Genomic DNA, 20,716 nt, shown 5'->3' with positions numbered 1-20,716 from the left:
ATCTCAATCAAAAATAATTAAACTATTTTACTCCCAAGGATTTGCTTAGGATAAAATATGATTAGTTTTTAACAGTTTTGTAATACAGTATTAAATCAAATAACGCAACATTAAAACGCTCGTAAGTCATTCATGGCAATCATCACATTAACAACTGATTTTGGTGAAAAAGATCACTTTGCTGGGGCTATAAAAGGTGCTATTTATAGTGAACTGCCAGATGTACGGATTGTTGATATCTCTCATTCGGTACAGCCTTTTAATGTGCCAGAAGCTGCTTACATCATTCAGAATGCTTACAGTAGCTTTCCTAAAGGCACTATTCATGTGATTGGAATCGATTCTGAGCTCAATCCTGAGAATAAACATATTGCCGTTAAACTAGATGACCATTACTTCATTTGTGCTAACAATGGTATCATGAGTATGATTTGCTCTGAAATTGCACCACAAAAAATTGTAGAGATTAATATTCATGATCGGGTGGCAACGAGTTTTCCTGTATTAGACGTTTTTGTTAATGTGGCTTGTCATATTGCCCGTGGTGGAACACTTGAGGTGATTGGAAAACTAATTCAGACCATTAAACCCATTAAAAATTTAAATCCGTTTGTGAATGATGAAAAAAATCAAATTATTGGCAGTGTGATTTATATTGATAACTACGGAAATGTAATTACCAACATTAAGCGTCAGTTTTTTGAAAGTGTACAAAAGACCAGAACCTATGAGATTTCTGCGCGTAGTTATAAGTTTAAAAACATATTTGACAAATATAGTGATGCTATAAATTTTGAAATTCCAGAGGAGAAACGCTATGATGAAGGTAAAGGCTTGGTTGTGTTTAATTCGTCTGGTTATTTGGAAATAGCCGTATATAAAAGTGATAATTACACGGTTGGTAGTGCTTCTACCCTTATGGGTTTAAAAGTAATGGATACGGTAACTGTTAACTTTTTAAAAACTTAAATGCATGTTTGTACGCATCGTAAAAATGAGTTTTGACCCAAAGGCAATAGAAGAGTTTCTCGCTAATTTTGAACGTAATAAACTTCATATTAGGGGATTTGAAGGTTGTGAATTTTTGGAACTTTATAGAGATAAACACAATACTAATATCTTTTTTACGTATAGTTATTGGCAAACAGAAACGCATTTGGAAGCTTATAGGCATTCTGAATTATTTAAATCCGTATGGTCTAAAACCAAACCTTTGTTTAATGCGAAACCAGAAGCTTGGAGTGTAGACAAGGTCGCTTCGCTTAAGTGAATAGTAAAGAGTGAAATATGTGTTCTAATTTTTTAATCTTAATTTTAAACGCTTAACTAAATAAAATGCTAGCAATCCTTAAAAAAGAAATCAACACCTTCTTCGCCTCACCTATTGGATATTTGGTGATTGCTATTTTTTTATTACTAAACGGACTCTTTCTTTGGTTGTTTAAGGGTGATTTTAATGTGCTTGATAATGGTTTTGCCGATTTATCGACTTTCTTTTTATTAGCACCATGGATTCTTATTTTCTTAGTACCTGCAGTAACTATGCGCAGTTTTTCCGATGAAAAAAAACAAGGAACTTTAGAACTGTTACTCACAAAACCCATCAGCCACTTAAGCATTGTACTAGGAAAGTATTTTGGGGCCTTGGTATTAATCATCATAGCTCTTATTCCAACCTTACTTTATGTGTATACCATTTCAAAATTAGGCAATCCTGAAGGTAATTTAGACGTCGGTAGTGTGATGGGCTCCTATTTTGGACTCCTATTTCTAGTCGCAGCATACACAGCAATAGGCGTGTTCGCCTCAAGTCTATCTGATAATCAAATTGTCGCTTTTATTAGTGCCGTTTTTATAAGTTTCTTTTTCTATTTCGGATTTGAAGGTTTGTCTAATTACAATCTTTTTGGTGATACATTTTATATCGAAAATTTAGGCATGGAATCCCATTTTAAAAGTATGAGTCGTGGTGTTATAGATACCAGAGATATTATTTATTTTTTGAGTATCACGGCCTTCTTTATTGTTTTAACTAAGTTAAATCTTAAACGCGCTAATCAATGATTATTACAGTTGCTTTAGTCATCATCATGTGCATTGTATTCTTACTGGTTTATGTATTTGTACGAACCATAGACAAGCGCAAATGGCTAACCTTCTTAGTGAGTATTATACTCACGCCAGTTCTCTATTTTTATATCGTGTATCCAATGATTAATATTTTTAGTAATTACCACCATCAAAAATATTTTTCATCAGATCTTTGGATTGACAAACCTGCTTTACGCTATGAATTATCTGATGATATGATAGCTTCGGAAATATTAATAGGCCAGTCCAAAACTGAAGTGGAAAGCCTTTTAGGAAAACCAGAATGGTTATCTTGGGACGACTCTAAAAAAGCACACGACGCGAATAGATGGAATTACGGATTAGGTATAGAACCTGGCGCTTTTAACACTGACAAAGAATGTGTAGAAATTGTATTTCAAAATGATACGACAATTACGGTAACACTTTATAAAGAAGAAATTAAGTTTGATGCTAAAGAGTAAAAAACATTTTATTACAATTGTACTGACGCTGGCTGCCATAGTGATTGCCAATCTCATATCTAACAGTTTTTATAAACGTTTTGATTTGACAAAAGACAAGCGTTACACCTTGTCTGAAGCCGCTTTACAAACCCTAGAGACTGTAGATTCTCCATTGATTATTGATGTCTTTTTAGAAGGTGAATTTCCTTCAGAATTTAGACGTCTTCGTAATGAGACTCAGCAATTATTAGAAGAATTCTCAGTCTATAACAACAACGTTAAGTTTGGTTTTATGAATCCCCTAGAAGATGATGATACTCGAAGTCAAAATCTTCAGCAACTATCCCAACGTGGATTGCGGCCATTTCAAATCAGTATTAAAGAAAGTGGTAAAACTTCACAAGAAGTTATTATTCCATGGGCTTTGGCAAGTTATAACGAACAAACCGTCATTATTCCGCTTATAAAAAATAAAATTGGTGCAACAGATCAAGAATTGGTGAATAGTTCGATTCAAAATTTAGAATTCGCTTTTGCTGAAGCCTTCAAAAAACTCGTGACTTCAAAGCAAAAGAAAATAGCTATTTTAAGAGGAAATGGCCAATTACAAGACATATACATTGCTGATCTACTCAGAAAACTTGGAGAGCACTATTACTTGGCGCCCTTCACATTAGATAGTGTAAGTACGAGTCCGAAAAGCACTCTAAAAGACCTAAAATCCTTTGATTTAATAATTTCTGCTAAACCCAGTGAGGCCTTTTCCGAAGTAGAAAAATATGTGCTTGATCAATATACAATGCATGGTGGTAAAAGTTTGTGGTTAACTGAGAGCATCATCATGGATAGAGATAGTTTGATGAACCCCTCAGGAAAAGCCATCGCTGTGATTAAAGATCTCAATATGAATGATTTTTTCTTCAAATATGGAGTTAGAATTAATCCCGTAATTGTAAATGATCTCTACTCTGCTCCTATTACATTAGCAATTGGTGAAGGTAGTAACTCTCAATTTCAACCCATACAATGGCCATATTCACCATTAGCTGCAAGTAATCCAAACCATCCAATAACGACTAATTTAAACCCAGTAAAATTTGATTTCGCAAGTCAAATAGACACCTTAAAAAATGGCATTGATAAAACCATTCTATTACGTAGTTCAACCCTCACTAAACTGGAAGGCACCCCTCGAGAAATTAGTTTAGATGTGGTGACACAAGAGCCTAATCCTGAAACATATACACAGCCAAATCAAACCCTATCCGTATTATTAGAAGGCTCATTTACTTCGGTATATGATAAACGCGTTAAGCCCTTATCAATTTCCGAAGATAAAACACAAAGTCCTCCTACAAAGATGATTGTCATCGCAGATGGAGATGTGATTAAAAATGAGGTCATCAAAAATGAACCGCAGGAACTCGGCTTTGAATTTTTAACTAAACGGAAATTTGGAAATAAAGAATTTCTTGAGAACGCAGTCAACTATCTACTTAATGATGACGGACTTATAAACATTCGCACCAAAGAAGTGAAGTTGGCCTTTTTAGATACTGAAAAGATTAAAGCCCAAAAATCTAAATGGCAATTCATTAACATCGCATTACCACTATTAATTCTTGGTGTTTTTGCATATATCTTTAGTTATTTACGCAGAAGAAAATACACATAAAAAAAAGACCACATTGATTTGTGGTCTTTTTTTAATTCAACTAAGATCGTTATTCGTCTATTTAATTATTAATTTCTTAAGACCTTTTTGGTCACCATTAGTGATTTCGACAAAATAAATTCCTCGAGATAGCATACTGGTATTTACTATGTTTCTGTCCTGATTACTAAATCTTTGTGAGATTAGTACCCTTCCATTCACATCATAAACATTAAGGTTTAATTTGCTGTTTTGATTTTGCAATCTAAATTCAAAATATTCTTTCGCAGGATTAGGAAAAAGCTCAAAATCTTCTAACTGATTTTCCGCTAGGCTAAGTGCTCCAGCAGTTGCACAAAATTCTAAAGTAAATTCGTTTAATGAGCCTCCATCTTGATTAAAGCTATCAATGATTTTTAAAGTCCAGTCTCCAGCCGAATTCTCAGAAATAAAAGGTGATAATAAATTTTGAGCTCTCATGACTCCATTGACTGACGGAGTTTGATCAGAGCAGCTAAAAGTTACACCACTATCATCAAAAATGACATCTGCATTATTAGTATCGCCGCATGTACCATCCATTAAAATGACTTCGGTGCCTGAAGGGCTTGTCAAGCTAATCGTTAAATCTGCCAACCAAGAATGGGTCAAATCCATGGTAATATTTATATCTCCTATAAGAACATCTTCATTTGCTGGTATATTAATTGTTGATTCAATTTCTGTTGGGGTAAATCCGATAGATATCGGCGTATCGACTGCAGAAACTAAGTTTTCGCAACTTGTAATTTCTGTTGTAAACGATGCATTAGTAAAATCTCCTTCTACACAAAATGACGACGCTTTTACTCTCCAATAATACTGAGAATTACTCACCAAACCAGGAACCGAAACGCTATTCGTTGTGGTTGTTAATTCAAACACAATTGATGAAAAATCAGGGGTTTCTGAAACTTCAACACTATACTCAGAGGCTCCTGAATCTCCTGTCCATGTTAGTGTAGGATATATAAACACATCTACAGCACCGTTATTTGGGAAGTTTAATACGGTTGAGCTCAAAGGAATGGCACTTACAACCTCCAAATCCATTGCTGTGTTTTTTGTTAATGTGGCGCTAGAAGCAGTTACAGTAAACGGATAAGTACCCGCACTTATGGCATCCAATCCAGTTATTTCAAGCACAAAATCTTCATCTGCCGTTATTACCGATGGCGTAAAGGTAGCGACTGCTCCCGTAGGTAATCCTGAAACCGATAAACTAGTTGGGCCATTGAAATTAGCGCTAGATTCGTAATTAAACTCAAAATCTGCTACTTGATTAGAACAGAATTGTTTGTATATGTTATCAGGTGTGAAGGTGAAATCAGATTCTGAAATTCCGGTAGCAATTAGCGAAAAATCCTGCAAACCATTTACTAGACTTCCTTTGTGTGTTACTCTTATTGTATAGGTGCCTGACGGTGCATCTATTTCTACTTTTTCTACATTATCAACATCGTTAACACCTTTAAAAGCTGGATTTCCTAGTCCTCCTGGAAAATCCATTGGTGAATGTCTCCAAGGATAAAATAAATTTCCACTGCCATCTTCTAGCACGATGTCCAAATCATTCACGAGTCTTGGTGTAACATCATCCTCTACGTTAGGCTGAATGACTCCTGGAGGGTCTGTCCATACTATAGTTACAATTAATGGATCAACTCCATTTGAGGTTACGGTTTGAGTAAAAGTATTTGCGTCAATTAATGAATTTTCATCAACTAAGGATTCAAATCCTTCCTTTAACAATGCTTTGGCAGCCGCTTCAGTATCTAATAAACCCCAACCAAAACGATAGTCTGGACCAGGAGAAGAACCTGCTTCTAAAGCGGTATGAATAGCTAAAGCCTTTAAAGTAGCTGATTTCATATACGTACCATGAATATCACTATGTAGCTCCTGTAATAATGCTAAAGCACCAGTCACACTTGGAGCTGACATGGATGTACCGCTAAAATTAGCATACGAATTATTTCCAGAGGCAACGGAAGAAAATGTATTAACACCTTTGGCTGATATATCTGGCTTAATTCTACCGTCATCTGTTGGCCCCCAACTACTAAAACCTGACATTACCACACTATTTGGACCTGTATAATTAGCCACGGTATTTACAGCGGCAACAACAATATTATTTTTTGACGTTTTATCACCTGTTAAAAGGTCATACCCATTATCGGCTACATTGACTCCAGAATTTCTATCATTACCTGCAGAATAAACTGCCGTATAATAAGGTGTATTATATAATAAGTTATCTAGAGCGGCTGCACCATTACTGTAACTTCCTAAAAACGCAGTAGACACATTACCCGCTGGAATTCCATATGAATGGTTAGATAATAAAAGTCCGGATGCTGCCTGTGGAGTCATCTCTCCTAAGTCATTCCCAAAGTCACTAGCCAATAGAGTCGCTTTAGGGGCCATTCCTTTGGCGCTTCCATTTTGAGGTATGCCTGAGCCTATTATGGTACCAGATACATGAGTAGCATGACTACTAAGCCCAGTTGCATTATCAATTTGTTCAACTCTATTCTCAAGTAATTCATGAGATGGTAAAACAAAACCACCATCCCAAACACCGATAACTATACCTTCCCCTTCTACTGAAAGGTCTAAGGTTCCAGTTGGGCCAGAATATAACCTATTAGCCCTCACAGTTACTCCTGCACCTTCATTTGTTGTAGATGTATAGAGCAAAGACCCATCTTCTAAGACTTTATGTAAAACGGCGATACCACCGTTTTCCCTTTCTATAACAACTGGAATATTATTGGCTGCAGCATAAGCTTTGGCAGCTTCAAAATCTTCCTTAAACGTTCTTGTATAGTCTTGGGCCATTTCTGCTAACAGCTCCTGATTGTAAAATCGGGTAATTTCTGCCTTCTGACTAGGAGTTTGCCCAAACAAACAACCAGTTACCAAAAGACATAAGGGAAGTACAAAATGTACTTTAAACGTACTTTTTTTCATAAGATTTCTTTTTTTTTGTGAAATTAATGATTTTTAAATTAATCTTTACCCCTTTAAAACTTCAAAATTGTAATGATTAGAATCGTAAAATGATTCTTTTATAATTTACTATGTATCACTGTTAATAAAATTGTATAAATAAGAGCAAGGATTATCAGTTTATTCAAATATATTTGTTGTTCAATTTTATACATAAATCACTTATGAAATTTATAGTATCCAGTACATATTTACTTAAACAATTACAAGTTTTAGGTGGTGTTATCAATAACTCCAATACCTTACCTATTTTAGATAATTTCCTATTTGAATTAAAAGATTCAAAATTAACCGTTTCAGCGAGTGATCTTGAAACAACAATGTCATCTACTTTAGATGTTGAAAGTGACAATGATGGCAGTATTGCTTTACCTGCACGTTTATTATTAGATACATTAAAGACGTTTCCTGAGCAACCACTAACATTTGTTGTAGAGGATAACCATACCGTAGAGATTAGCTCTAATCATGGTAAATATGCTTTAGCGTACGCCGACGGTAACGAATTTCCAAAAGCGGTAGAGTTAGACAATCCGAGCACAACAACCATAGCTGGAGACATATTAGCAACGGCGATAAGCAAAACTATTTTTGCAGCTGGAAATGACGATTTACGCCCTGTTATGAGTGGAGTGTTTTTTCAGTTTTCTACAGAAGGGCTCACTTTTGTAGCCACAGATGCTCATAAATTAGTAAAGTATACTCGAAATGATGTACAAGCAAATCAGGTTGCTGAATTTATAATGCCAAAGAAACCTCTTAATCTTTTAAAGGGGATTCTAGCTACTTTAGATGATGCCGTAACCATTGAGTATAATGATTCTAACGCAAAGTTTACCTTTGAAAATTCTATATTGGTTTGTCGTTTGATTGATGGGAAATATCCAAATTATGAGGCCGTTATTCCGAAAGAAAATCCGAACAAATTAACTATAGATAGAACGCAGTTCTCTAATTCAGTGCGTCGTGTGAGTATTTTCTCTAATAAAACGACACATCAAATTCGCTTAAAAATTGCTGGTGCTGAATTGAATATTTCCGCAGAAGATATCGACTACTCCAACAAAGCAGAAGAACGTTTGACATGTGATTATCAAGGTGACGACATGCAAATTGGTTTTAATTCACGATTCTTAACTGAAATGCTTAATAACTTAAATTCAGATGAAGTACAACTTGAAATGAGTTTACCTAATAGAGCAGGAATCTTAACGCCAACTGACGGATTGGATGAAGGCGAACACGTGACTATGTTAGTGATGCCTGTGATGCTCAATAACTAATAACACTTCAATTTTTTTAAATTATAAAAAACGCTCACTTATAAAGTGAGCGTTTTAATTTACCTCTATTTAAAAATAACTAACTAATAAAATTAAGAGATAAAGGATATTTTGGTGCTTCCCCATGACTTGCTCTAATCGCATTAATAATAGGGAAAATGAACGATATAATGCATAATGCAATTAATCCAGCAATACCAACGAGAATAAATACAAGTGGGATACAGATCAAACTATAGATTAGCATGCTAAGTTGAAAATTGACAATATTCTTACCTTGCTCGTCCATTTTGTATACATTCTCTTTTTGAGTTGCCCAAATGACGAGAGGGACTATAAGTCCGCCAAATCCAGTAATAAAAGTCAGTAACTGACTCAAATGGGTGAGCACTATAAGTTGATTATCTTGTCTCATGGTTGTTGTGTTTTGATTGAACATCTGTTGGACGCAATTCACTTTAAAATGTTACACAGCTAAGCCAATAATTTTTTGCTAAAAGAAAGCATTTATTTTTTCACCCCTAGTTTTAGAAGGATAGTTTCCAGTAAACACCACTTGGTAAAAGCAGACTGGATCAAATTGATACCAATAAATACGGTAAACCACATCCATAACGGACTAACATAAACCGTTAACACTACGCTTAAAAGCACCATTGCCCCTACTATTACTCTAAAATATGTATTTAACATTTTTTCAATTTTTTTATTTATATCCATTTTTCAATTGGAACCACAACCGCTTTAATTGGATTGAGTGTTTCCATATTAGCATTAAATTCTTTTATAAGACTGAACAATACATTGATGTATTCATCTTCAGTAAATGAGAAAAACAAATGTGACTCATTACCATATTTCTCGCCAGAAAACCAATTAGACGCTTTTAATATTGAAGAGCTGTTTTTATATCCATCAATATCTGAACTGCTAAAGTTTTCTATATTAGCATTTTTGAAAAGTTTCAAAACGTCTTTCTGAAATTCTTCAACTGTTGTTACAATTACTAATTTCATTAATTTATATGTTATTATCAGTTCGGGCGCAATTGATAACCAATTTTATTTCTAAGATGCTTATGGTTCTCAAAAGTGCGTGTTCCGACAGGTTATTTATAATTCTTTTTCTCTATCATATAGTATACCAATGGTACTACCAATAAAGTTAATACTGTAGACACTATTGTTCCGCCCATTAATGAAATGGCTAAGCCTTGGAAAATTGGATCAAACAATATGACAAAGGCACCAATCACAACGGTTCCAGCGGTTAATAAAATTGGTGTAGTTCTTACGGCACCAGCTTCAATAGCTGCTTGTTTCAATGGAATACCTTCAGCGGTTCTAAGGTTTATAAAATCTATTAGCAATACCGAATTTCGGACCATAATTCCTGCCAATGCAATCATCCCAATAAACGAAGTTGCCGTAAAGAATGCCCCCATAATCCAGTGTCCAAGAATAATCCCGATCAGTGATAACGGTATCGCTACCATCATAACGATTGGAGCTTTAAAGTTTTGAAACCACCCTACAATTAATATATAAATCAAGATTATTGCTCCCAAAAATGCAATTCCTAAATCTCTAAATACTTCTAAAGTAATTTGCCATTCCCCATCCCATTTAACCGTGTAATTATCTTCATAGTCTGGTTGCCCTAAATACATTTCATTGATGTTATAACCTTCTGGTAGCGGTATGGATTTAAGTCTCTCCTCCATACCTAAAATAGCATAAGCCGGACTTTCTAGTTCGCCTGCCATATCTGCCAACACATATACCACGCGCTTTTGGTTTTTTCGATAAATACTTTTAGCATTTGTGGCTTCTTTAATCGTTACCAAATCTGCAATGGGCATCATAATTCCTTGTTTGGATTTTATTTTTAATTGTGAAATATCAGTAATAGTAGATTTTTCTTTTTCATCTAGAGATAAAACTAAACCCACCTGATTAACTGCATCCTCATCATATAAATTTGTGATGGCTCCATTAGACAATGCCATATGCATTGTATGAGCAATTTGCTGTGGTGCAACACCATATAACATGGCTTTCTCTTTATTAATTTCAAACTGGTATTCTATTTGATCTGCTTCTACCATCCAATCGACATCAACAACATCTTCAGTGTTTTTTAAGATGTCTTGTACGCTATTAGCAATGCTAATCTGTTTCTCATAATCAGGACCATAAACTTCCGCAACAATAGTAGACAATACAGGAGGTCCTGGTGGCACCTCAACGAGTTTTACGTTTGCATTGTATTTCGAAGCAATTTTCTGAATGTCGGGACGTAATAGTTTTGCAATGTCATGACTTTGAGCCGATCGTTCACCCTTATCTATTAAATTGACTTGAATATCTGCCATATTGCTTCCACCTCGTAAATCGTAATGACGCACTAAACCATTAAATGTTATGGGTGCAGAGGTGCCTATATAATTTTGGTAATTCACGACTTCCGGTCGTGTGGATAAATATTGGGCAATCTCTTGGCCTACAACACCAGTGCGTTCAAGTGTCGTCCCTTCTGGCATATCTATAACCACCTGAAATTCATTCTTGTTATCAAAAGGTAACATTTTAACGGCCACCGATTTCGTGAAAAACAGAACCATAGTGCCAATTAAAAGCAGAAAAGTTCCTCCTAAAAACAACCAACGTTTCGATTTACTCTCCATTAAAGGCCGTTCATACTTGTTGTAAATACGATAGATTAATGTCTCTTCTAGTGGTTTCTCTACTGTTGTCTCCTTTCCTTTTTTATCTTTTTCTCTTAAAAAGATATACCCTAAATATGGTGTAATAGTTAATGCTACGAACAGCGATAAAATCATGGCGATAGATGCCCCTATAGGCATTGGCGCCATATAAGGCCCCATTAAACCTGATACAAAAGCCATAGGTAATACAGATGCAATCACGGTAAACGTCGCTAAAATAGTCGGGTTTCCAACTTCGTTAATTGCATATAAAGCAGCTTGTTTAAAAGGAAGGCGCTTCATTTTGAAATGCCTATGCATATTTTCGGCAATAATGATGGAATCGTCCACCACTATTCCAGTGACAAACACCAAAGCAAATAATGTAATTCGGTTAAGCGTGTAATCAAGCATGTAGTAACTTAACAAGGTTAATGCAAATGTTATTGGTACTGATAAAAACACCACTAGCCCACCGCGCCATCCCATGGCTAGCATGACTACAAAGGTTACCGCAATAATAGAACCTATAAGGTGCAACAGTAATTCTGACACTTTATGCGAAGCCGTTTCCCCATAATTTCTGGTAATTTCTACATGAACATCATCTGGTATTAACGTTAAGCGTAAATGATCGACCTTATCTAATATCACTTCTGCTATTTTCATAGCATCAGCACCTTTTCTTTTGGCAACAGAAATGGTAACAGCAGGATATTCAGAGGTGTAATTTGATGCTTTCTCACTGCCTTGACCAAATCCTAAGCTCACATAATTTTGTGGTACTTCTGGTCCATCAATAATCGTTGCGACTTGCTTTAAGTAAATAGGTTGATGCTGTTGTACTCCAACAACTAAATTTTCAACATCAGTAACCGATTCTAAAAATTTACCAGTGTTTATGATAAACTCTGTATCGTTTTTATCAAAACGACCTGAATTGAGCTGACTATTATTGACTTTAATCATTTCAGCTACGGACAAGAAATCTAGTCCGCTTGAAGCCAATTTTTCTTTATCCAACACTACTCGTAATTGACGATTTCTTCCCCCAATTTTATGGGTAATAGCCACATCGTTTATCTTTTTGATTTCAGCCTCTAACTCTTGAGCTATTTGACTTAATTGGTAATCATCATAAGTTTCACTCCACAGGGTTAAACCTAACATGGGCACATCATCAATAGCGCGCGTTTTAACCAAGGGAAACGTAACGCCTTGAGGCATCACATCCATATTCTTATTGATTTCATTGTATAGTTTTACAAATGAACGCTCAATATCTTCGCCTACATAAAACTGGACAATCACCATGCCTTGTTCTTTCATGGCAGTAGAATAGACATACTCTACTCCTTTAATATTCGAAATTAATTGCTCCAAAGGCTTAATCACGCGTGATTCTACTTCCGTAGGACTTGCTCCAGGATAACCCACAAAAATATCGGCGATGGGTACATCAATCTGAGGCTCTTCCTCACGTGGAATTAAAAACGAGCTATACACACCAACCACCATAAATACAATCATTAACAACACTGTGAGTTTTGATTGTATAAATATTTTAGCAATTTTACCTGCGATACCTTCTTTCATTTCCTATCTCTTTTTGGGCGTTTTTACAGGCTATTCGCTATATCTTTTTACGTGTTAGAGTTTGATAACTCTAACTGTTGTAAAAAGGATGTCGCTGCTATCCTTAACGCTATTTTATGTTTAATTAATTATGTCTATGGTTGAATTAAAACAACTCAAACCACTTATTGAATACTCACTTTAACACCATTATAAAGCTTTCCTTCGGCTGAAACGATATATGTTTCATCCATATTTAAACCTGATAATACTTCCACTTGATCTCCATAAGTTCTTCCTAATCGCAACCAACGCAATAAGGCAGTATTGCTTTGACTTACTGTATAAACTCCAGACAACTGACCGTTCGTTACAATTGCTTCTATTGGAAGCAATACTAATTCAGGTTGTGTTTTTCTTTCTATAGGAAATTGAACCGTTGTAAACATACCAGACATAATGTTAGCATCTGTTTTATCCAAATCAATTTTTACCAAATATTGCCCTCCTGTGTGTGTTGCGGATGAACTCACTTCAGTTACTTTTCCTTTCAAGACCGTATTTATAGATTTGATTATTACATCAACCAAAGTTTCTTTTTTAATTTCTGAGATTTCAGTTTCTGGAACCATTGCCATCACTTCAAAATCTCCAGGTGTTTCTATACTTATTAAGGGTATTCCAGGATTTGCCATATTGCCAGCCTCAACATTTTTACTCGTGACTATTCCACTAAAAGGTGCTGTAATATTACTGTAAGCAAACTGTGCATTAACTTCATTTTTCATTTGGTTCGCAGCTTCTAATCGTGCTTTTGCCATTTCAAAATTGGCGGTCATATCATCCATTTCTTTTTGTGTCGCACTATTATCAGCAAACAAATTTTTGAAGCGGTTATAATCTTTTTGCGCATTATTGAAAGCAGCAGTTGCTTCAGTGATACTCGCATTAACCTGTGCCTTTTTAGCTTGTAAATCGGTGTTATTGATAGCAACTAATAATTGACCTTTAGTCACTTTATCCCCAACATTAACGTGCACTTTGTTAACATAACCCATCATTCTGGTGCTTAAATCGGCTCTATTTGAAGCTTGAATTTTTCCGCTTACTGATAAAAAAGGATTTTTTCCATTAGTACTTACCTCACTGACTTTAACAGATATCGCAGGTGAGTCATCTGCAACTACTTTTTTGTCTTCGTTACCGCAACTAGTTGTAATTATAGATACTATAATTATGATTAAGAGGTATATGTGTTTTTTCATTTTAAATTTATTTTTATTGAGATCTAAATTGTATTCTATCTTCTGTGTCTCCTCGCGGGATGTTTAGCGGTTATTCTTCGGTTAAAAAGGTTACATATGCCTGAGCAAAATTGTACTCAAAAATGGTTTGGTAATACTCTAGTTGTTTTTGTGCATATTGGGTTTCAACTAGGAGTAAATCTGTCGTTTTTTCTAAACCTTCTTTAAATCTATTGGTTCTTATGCGCAACGCTTCTGCAGATTGCTGCATAGCTAAAGTGGTTAGTATGAGTTTATTTTGTGCGTCTACAAACATACGTTTTGCTTTATTCAGTTCCAGATTACTCTTGGAGACATATTGTTGGTACTCTAGTTTAGATTTTTCATATTCTGCTTTACTCTTTTGCGCTTTCCCAAAACGTTTTGATCCCTGAAATATATCCCAGCTGAGCTGAGCGCCAAATAAGTAACCATTTGCATTCGCTTGAAATACCTCATTGTCATATAATTCATAACTACCAAAGGCATTTAATCGAGGTAAAAATGCCATTCTATCCGATTTATTGACAGCCTCATAAGCCTTTGACACTAATTGCATTGCCATAATATCAGAACGGCTCTCAGGAACATTTGTAGCAAACGTATTTAGAACATTGGTCGCTAAAGTATCCACAGGGATATAGACTTTAGAGTCATCCTCATTCATTAAATATGAAAGGTAGTTTGAAGCATTTAGGACATTGCTTTCAGCTGTTTGCAGCTGATTTTGAATTTCGGTGACTCGAACTTCAACATTTAATACATCAGATCGCTGGATATAACCTTGTTCATATTGATTATTAGCGAGTCGTTTGTTTTCAAAAGCTACTTGAAGTGCTTTTTCTATAACGTCAACGCCTTTATGAGCCAACTGCAATTGCATATAAGCCTTTTCAGCTTCAAACTCTAGGTATTCTGTGGTTCGTTTATTCTGAAACGACATAGCTTCCATTTTTGATCTGGCTGCTTTGCGCTGATAAACACCATCTATATTGATTAATGGTTGTTGAACTTCAATTTTGGTAGCAAAATTTTGAATTTGAGATGGATCATTAAGTAATGCCGGATTAAAATCATTTGGTGTTAATAATTCTTGATTGAGTTTAGAACCAAAAGCCATTAAAGGATTTGTAGTTGCAATACCTGTATGACTCGCAGTGATACTCGGTAAGAATATCGCATTTGTCTGCCTATAATCTGCCTTAGCTACATTATAGGTTTCTTCGGAAATTTTTATCGCAGTGTTGTTGGTCATAACCTTTGCAATGACTTCCAATTTTGTTATTGGCACTACCTCTTGAGCCATTGCTCGAGAAGCTAAAGAACCGACTAAAATAATATAGGTAAAAATGATATGTTTCATAATTAATAAGTGTGATACAAAAGTACATTCTGATAAGGCGGAAGTCAGTAACACTAATCACTAAGGTCTGTAACAAGTGTTACCTTTCTTCCCATTTCCTTTTTATTAGTTTCGATTTCTGGTTGAATAAAAAATGGTACGATAACCATTGATGCACATATCAAAATGAAAACTAAAGCCACTATTTTTTTTGCTAGTGGCACCGTGATAATTTTCCGATACACATTAGTAATAACTTTCCAGTGAAGAATGATATGAGCTATTAATAAAGCTAACAATATAAATCCCAAAATAAGGTGGAGCATTCCCCATTGATGCCTATCCATTCCAAGCAAATAGAGTTCTACATTACGACCATAAACTTCCCAGCGATCTTGTCCTGAAATCAAAGTATATTTGATAAGAAATCCGATACCAATAATCGCCGACATACACAATGTCATACTTGCATTTATGCCAAAATTTAAAATAGATTTTCGTATTACTTTTCCAGACTTTTCCATGCCATGCCATGAAATGGTATTTAAATTACAATCAAAAGTATTTGATAAATAAGGATATCACAATGATATTCGTCAGGCTATATAAGCTGTGCAAAAAAAAGAAAGAGAGCTTAAAAAACTCTCTTTTCTATGATATTAAAATCAATTAATATCTTTCACTAACCAACCAAAAAACTAATAATCACACTATCATCAGGATTACAATCTGCAGAAGTTGCAACATTAAACTGATCCTTTAGATGCAACTTAAATCATCTCTCAGTTATTTCAGGTTATAATGATGACATAGTAATGCTCTATTTTCATTGCAGCGTCAGGTATTTAAAAATTAATGCAAAAAAAAGGAGCGCATTTGAACTGCTCTCCTTTTTTTTAAGACTAAAAATACTACTCGCTAGCATCTTTGGTTTTTGTGTCTCCTCCGGTCATAAATTTTACTAAAAAACCTATTAAAACCAGACAAACTAAACCAAAAACAGCCACTAAAATTACAGTAGCATTAGAGTTGTATAGAAATGTATTATACAGTATCATAAGAGTTAATTTAAGTGATATAACTTGGGTAAAAGTAACACCGTATATTCATTTTAAAAATGACTTATGTCATTAATAAGTATGTCATTTAAGATGCTTTTGTTATTTTGTTTTGCATGTTTTGATACCAAACAATGCATATAACGGACAAAAATTTACGAGGCTTGTAAGTATAAAAACTATTGACAACCCAATAAGTATATATGCCAATGTACCTTCAATACTACCTTGCCAATACAACACTCCTACAACTACCGCTATTAGTATCCTGATGATACGATCTGCATTTCCCATATTTGCTTTCATATGATTTAATTTTATAGTTAATTAGACTTCTTTTCTAGAATAAAAAACAACTCCCTACCTATTCTAGACTCATGTGAATTATGAGCCTTTTCCATTAACAAGATATTAAAAAATCGCTTAAAACGCTTTATATATTCTGATTTAGAACCCCCAAACGGAGGACGATCGGTATAAAGTGGTACATTAAATAGTACTCCAGCTAACTTTCCTTTTACTGCAAGTAATCTATTCATTTTGGTGACGTAGTCGTTTCTTAGATCTGGGTGAATCGCACAAAAAAAGGTTTGTTCCAATATCAAATCGAAGGTTCTATCTAATTCAAAAAAATTCCCGTTTAATAGTTGTTCCGCAGGAAAATCAGGGATTCTAGATTTAATATTTCTCAGTGCTGTTTCCGAAAGGTCAATCACAAAAACATTATGAAAACCTTTTCGAAATAAATATTCTGCCTCATACGCATTTCCTCCACCTGGAATCAAAATAGAAATGGCCTTATCATCTATCTGATCAATATACGCTTTAATTGGAGGAGACACTTCTCCTAAGTCCCAACCAGTGGTCTCATCTTGATAACGTTGATCCCAAAAATCTGCATTTAAATCCATTATTAATTGCTGGTTATGACCTGAATTAAATCGTCTTTTTGAACCATTCCTGATTGTCTCCAAATTTGTTTGCCGTTTTTAAATAACAATAAGGTAGGTACACCTCTCACTTGATATTTAGAAGCTAATGATTGATTTTTATCAACATCAATTTTGATAATAGATACGTCATCTCCTAGTGTGTCTTTGACATCCTTTAAAATTGGACTCATCATTTTACATGGACCACACCACTCTGCAAAAAAGTCGATTAAAACAGGCTTCTGTTGATTTATTAATTCTGAAAATTTGCTCATCCCTAACTTAATTTATTTATCAAAAGTAATACTCCATATACCTCGTAATTCATTGATTGTATATCCTGTCGCTTTATCGTTTGGATATAATTGTACGAGTTTATTTAATGTTTCTTTTTTTATGCCTTGATTTGGAGTACCATGACATTGCAAGCACATTTCATTTGTAATGATGGGATAATATACGTGAACTTTTTCATTTGTTTCGGTAACGATAGGTTCAATTTCTAAATTAGCATTTAGCTGTTTTTTAAAACGTTTAATGTGGCTAAGTTCAGATGAACTCGCAAGATTGTTTGGATTTCTTGGTTTGTCTGTAACACGTTTTATAGACGCATTATGAACTAAGGCCATACTATCGGTTAAAGGATAAGCTCTTGTATTGCAAAATTCTAAGGCAGCAGAGGTGCCTTTCAGTTGAAGTGTTCTCATTAGGTTCTTACCTAAAACAGCCTTGGTCGTCAAAGCATAATGTAAACCTCTCTCTTCATTTGTGATACTGTTAACGTCATTTTGCACCTGTTTTTTGCGCATTCGCTCTGCCTTGCCATGACCTTGCCCTTTGCCATTGTGTTTGCCTTTTTCGGATTTAAAATGTTCTTTAAACCATCCTGGTTGCTCTATGTCATTATCATATATATAATCTGAAATGTGCTTAATGGTCTCCTCAGGAAATACTTGCTTAGGCATTAACCCAAAACGTCTCACGGCTCCAAACATTTTTACATTGTCTTCTGTAGGATTGTTGATCCAGAACTGCATGTCATTTATAAATTCCTCTTTGCTCATCCCATCTTTTAGGTAATGTTTTTTGACTGCAATCATTGGCGGTGCAATTCTATCGTCATGGCTAGCAGAGGGACTATGGCAAACATAACAATGTGTTTCCATTAATTTTTTTCCTGGATGTGTACTTTCATTATTCATCGTGTCTACAGCACTATAGGACGTGTTTTTATTTGTTTGATTACAACTAAAAACTAATGTGATGGTCATTAGACCAAGTATGAAATTTTTCATGGTTTAATAATTTAAGATTCCTCCTTTTAAATCATAGATCTTTATAAAACCCATTTTGGTTAATTTTTTACCAGCTTGCCTGCTTCGAACACCACTTCTACAATATACATATACTGGCAATTCTTGATTGAGCTTATTGAACTCAATAGTAAATTTGCTTGAGAAAAAATCAATATTTTTGGCCCCTTTAATATGACCAGACATATATTCTTTAGGCGTTCTTACATCGATGAGTTGCACTTTTTTCTCTTCTATTTGTTGCCTGAAATCATTGGGTTTAAGAACTATTAAAGCATCATTTTGAGATGTTTTTTTTCCAAAAATTGAAGATAATATTGACATACTAGTTTATAAATTAATTAATAAATTGTCTCTAATTAAAACATCTTAAAATTACTTGATTTTCAACTGAATATCGGTAACCTTTGTTACATAAAAAAGCGTATCCTACTGAAATTCGAATACGCTTTTAAAAACCAAAAAACCATGTAAGTTACTTTAAAGTTGAAGGACATACGTATGCCGTCCTTGGAACTTCTGTTTTCTTTATTTCATCATAACCACCGGCAACCTCAATCAAATTATGTATGCCTCTGCTTTTTAAAATGGACGCAGCTATTACCGAACGATACCCACCTGCACAATGCACATAAAATGTATTATTACCTGGAAACTCGCTGAGGTAATTATTGAGATAATTTAAAGGTGTGTGCTTTGCGCCCTCAATATGCTCGGCTTTATACTCTCCTTCTCGTCTCACATCAAATACCTTTTCTTTAATAGTAGAATACCTATTTGCAAACTCTTCTGCAGCAATAGACGTCACGGTATCGTATTCCATTCCTGAATGTTTCCAAGCGTCAAAACCACCATCTAGATATCCAATTACATTATCGAATCCAACACGTGACAATCGTGTAATTACCTCCTGCTCCTTACCTACTGGAGAGACTAATAAAATGAGCTGGCTTACGTCGGCTATCATGGCTCCCACCCAAGGTGCAAAATCGCCTTCGATACCAATAAAAATCGATCTAGGGATATGACCTTTTACGAACTCCGATTGATGACGCACATCTAATATGATGGCTTCAGTTTCATTCGCAGCCGCTTCAAATGATTTTGCGTTTAACGGTTTATGAGATTTCGCCATGACTTTATCAAAACTTTCATAGCCTTTGATATTCATCATAACATTTTGAGGAAAATAACCAGGTGGTTCGGTTAAACCATCGATTAGTTCCTCAATGAATTCTTCTTTAGTCATATCGGCGCGCAATGCATAATTCACTCGCTTTTGATTCCCTAAAGTATCTGTAGTTTCCTTACTCATGTTTTTACCACAAGCCGAACCAGCACCATGATTGGGATAAATAATAAGATCATCACTTAAGGGCATTATTTTGTTTCTCAAAGAATCATATAATAATGCTGCTAACTTTTCTTGTGTTAGTTCTGACACAATTTTTTGAGCTAAATCTGGACGACCTACATCTCCAATAAATAGCGTATCACCGGTCACAATACCATGCTCTTTTCCGTTTTCGTCAATGAGTAAATAGGTTGTGCTTTCCATAGTATGCCCAGGGGTATGAATGACCTTGATTTTGTAATCTCCTATTTTAAAAATCTGACCGTCTTCAGCTACAATGGCATCATAGCCTGGTTTTGCTGTTGGACCAAAGACAATTTGAGCACCAGTTTTAGCTTTCAAATCTAAATGCCCAGAAACGAAATCGGCATGGAAATGTGTTTCAAAAATGTATTTGATTTTTGCGTCATCAAGTTTAGCTCTCTTTATATAAGGGTCTACTTCGCGCAACGGATCTATAATTGCAACCTCGCCTTTACTTTCAATATAATAAGCAGCGTGAGCTAAACATCCAGTATATATTTGTTCTACTTTCATGGCTTTTGGGTATAGATTAAACGTTTATTTATGAACCAATTAAAAGTAGTACTAATATTTTTTTTGTGATGTAACAAAAGTTACAAT

The 20,716-nt window shown here is 34.9% G+C and carries 21 protein-coding genes; 6 read left to right on the top strand and 15 right to left on the bottom strand.

The features are described from left to right. The first annotated feature begins 132 nt into the window (after positions 1-132). From BLT57_RS08610 to gldG, 5 genes are all read left to right on the top strand, one after another. Entirely contained in the window at positions 133-969 is an 837-nt protein-coding gene (locus BLT57_RS08610) for an S-adenosyl-l-methionine hydroxide adenosyltransferase family protein (protein ID WP_091424917.1), read from the top strand. A 4-nt stretch (positions 970-973) separates the two neighbouring features. Then, the gene (locus BLT57_RS08605) at positions 974-1,270 is read left to right on the top strand and encodes a putative quinol monooxygenase (protein WP_091424915.1); all 297 of its coding nucleotides are present in this window, start codon (positions 974-976) and stop codon (positions 1,268-1,270) included. A 65-nt stretch (positions 1,271-1,335) separates the two neighbouring features. Next, the gene (gene gldF, locus BLT57_RS08600) at positions 1,336-2,064 is read left to right on the top strand and encodes a gliding motility-associated ABC transporter permease subunit GldF (RefSeq protein WP_091424914.1); all 729 of its coding nucleotides are present in this window, start codon (positions 1,336-1,338) and stop codon (positions 2,062-2,064) included. Then, positions 2,061-2,555 (top strand): hypothetical protein, encoded by a 495-nt coding sequence (locus BLT57_RS08595; protein WP_091424912.1) that lies wholly within the window; start codon positions 2,061-2,063, stop codon positions 2,553-2,555. The genes gldF and BLT57_RS08595 overlap by 4 nt, the downstream gene beginning before the upstream one ends. Next, on the top strand, positions 2,542-4,212 hold the full coding sequence (gldG, locus tag BLT57_RS08590; protein ID WP_091424909.1) for a gliding motility-associated ABC transporter substrate-binding protein GldG: 1,671 nt from the start codon (positions 2,542-2,544) through the stop codon (positions 4,210-4,212). The genes BLT57_RS08595 and gldG overlap by 14 nt, the downstream gene beginning before the upstream one ends. Positions 4,213-4,269: 57 nt before the next feature. Here gldG and BLT57_RS08585 read toward each other — a convergent pair whose 3' ends face one another. Then, positions 4,270-7,206: a S8 family serine peptidase gene (locus BLT57_RS08585; RefSeq protein WP_091424907.1), complete on the bottom strand. Its 2,937-nt coding sequence runs from the start codon at positions 7,204-7,206 to the stop codon at positions 4,270-4,272. Between the two features lie 203 nt (positions 7,207-7,409). Between BLT57_RS08585 and dnaN the strand changes: the two genes are divergently transcribed. Then, complete coding sequence (dnaN, locus tag BLT57_RS08580) at positions 7,410-8,528, top strand: DNA polymerase III subunit beta (protein WP_091424905.1); 1,119 nt, start codon at positions 7,410-7,412, stop codon at positions 8,526-8,528. A 79-nt stretch (positions 8,529-8,607) separates the two neighbouring features. Here dnaN and BLT57_RS08575 read toward each other — a convergent pair whose 3' ends face one another. The 14 genes from BLT57_RS08575 to BLT57_RS08515 form a co-directional block, all read right to left on the bottom strand. Then, positions 8,608-8,943, bottom strand: a complete 336-nt coding sequence (locus BLT57_RS08575) for a DUF4870 domain-containing protein (RefSeq protein ID WP_091426718.1) — start codon at positions 8,941-8,943, stop codon at positions 8,608-8,610. A gap of 92 nt (positions 8,944-9,035) precedes the next feature. Beyond that, positions 9,036-9,221, bottom strand: coding sequence for a DUF2892 domain-containing protein (locus BLT57_RS08570; RefSeq protein WP_091426716.1), 186 nt, complete (start codon positions 9,219-9,221; stop codon positions 9,036-9,038). A 17-nt stretch (positions 9,222-9,238) separates the two neighbouring features. Further along, entirely contained in the window at positions 9,239-9,544 is a 306-nt protein-coding gene (locus BLT57_RS08565; RefSeq protein ID WP_091424903.1) for a hypothetical protein, read from the bottom strand. Positions 9,545-9,636: 92 nt separating this feature from the next. Continuing rightward, positions 9,637-12,831, bottom strand: coding sequence for an efflux RND transporter permease subunit (locus BLT57_RS08560; protein WP_091424901.1), 3,195 nt, complete (start codon positions 12,829-12,831; stop codon positions 9,637-9,639). Positions 12,832-12,995: 164 nt separating this feature from the next. Further along, on the bottom strand, positions 12,996-14,075 hold the full coding sequence (locus BLT57_RS08555) for an efflux RND transporter periplasmic adaptor subunit (RefSeq protein WP_091424899.1): 1,080 nt from the start codon (positions 14,073-14,075) through the stop codon (positions 12,996-12,998). Between the two features lie 70 nt (positions 14,076-14,145). Further along, positions 14,146-15,456 carry a TolC family protein gene (locus BLT57_RS08550; RefSeq protein ID WP_091424897.1) on the bottom strand — a complete coding sequence of 437 codons (1,311 nt, stop codon included), beginning with the start codon at positions 15,454-15,456 and terminating at the stop codon, positions 14,146-14,148. A 53-nt stretch (positions 15,457-15,509) separates the two neighbouring features. Beyond that, on the bottom strand, positions 15,510-15,959 hold the full coding sequence (locus BLT57_RS08545) for a DUF4405 domain-containing protein (protein ID WP_091424895.1): 450 nt from the start codon (positions 15,957-15,959) through the stop codon (positions 15,510-15,512). Positions 15,960-16,346: 387 nt separating this feature from the next. Next, complete coding sequence (locus tag BLT57_RS14130; RefSeq protein WP_172827441.1) at positions 16,347-16,493, bottom strand: hypothetical protein; 147 nt, start codon at positions 16,491-16,493, stop codon at positions 16,347-16,349. Positions 16,494-16,595: 102 nt separating this feature from the next. After that, on the bottom strand, positions 16,596-16,799 hold the full coding sequence (locus tag BLT57_RS08540; RefSeq protein WP_091424892.1) for a DUF2892 domain-containing protein: 204 nt from the start codon (positions 16,797-16,799) through the stop codon (positions 16,596-16,598). A gap of 17 nt (positions 16,800-16,816) precedes the next feature. Next, complete coding sequence (locus tag BLT57_RS08535; RefSeq protein ID WP_091424890.1) at positions 16,817-17,404, bottom strand: methyltransferase domain-containing protein; 588 nt, start codon at positions 17,402-17,404, stop codon at positions 16,817-16,819. A gap of 2 nt (positions 17,405-17,406) precedes the next feature. Then, complete coding sequence (trxA, locus tag BLT57_RS08530) at positions 17,407-17,700, bottom strand: thioredoxin (RefSeq protein WP_091424888.1); 294 nt, start codon at positions 17,698-17,700, stop codon at positions 17,407-17,409. 12 nt (positions 17,701-17,712) lie between these two features. After that, entirely contained in the window at positions 17,713-18,720 is a 1,008-nt protein-coding gene (locus BLT57_RS08525; RefSeq protein ID WP_091424886.1) for a DUF3365 domain-containing protein, read from the bottom strand. A 3-nt stretch (positions 18,721-18,723) separates the two neighbouring features. Next, complete coding sequence (locus BLT57_RS08520) at positions 18,724-19,062, bottom strand: rhodanese-like domain-containing protein (RefSeq protein WP_091424884.1); 339 nt, start codon at positions 19,060-19,062, stop codon at positions 18,724-18,726. Positions 19,063-19,213: 151 nt separating this feature from the next. Then, on the bottom strand, positions 19,214-20,629 hold the full coding sequence (locus BLT57_RS08515; RefSeq protein ID WP_091424882.1) for a rhodanese-like domain-containing protein: 1,416 nt from the start codon (positions 20,627-20,629) through the stop codon (positions 19,214-19,216). Positions 20,630-20,716: the final 87 nt, after the last annotated feature.

This window comes from Formosa sp. Hel1_31_208 (assembly GCF_900104785.1).
Lineage (GTDB): Bacteria > Bacteroidota > Bacteroidia > Flavobacteriales > Flavobacteriaceae > Psychroserpens.
Note: the sequence above shows the minus strand (reverse complement) of the source record. Positions and strands in the feature narration are given on the sequence as shown.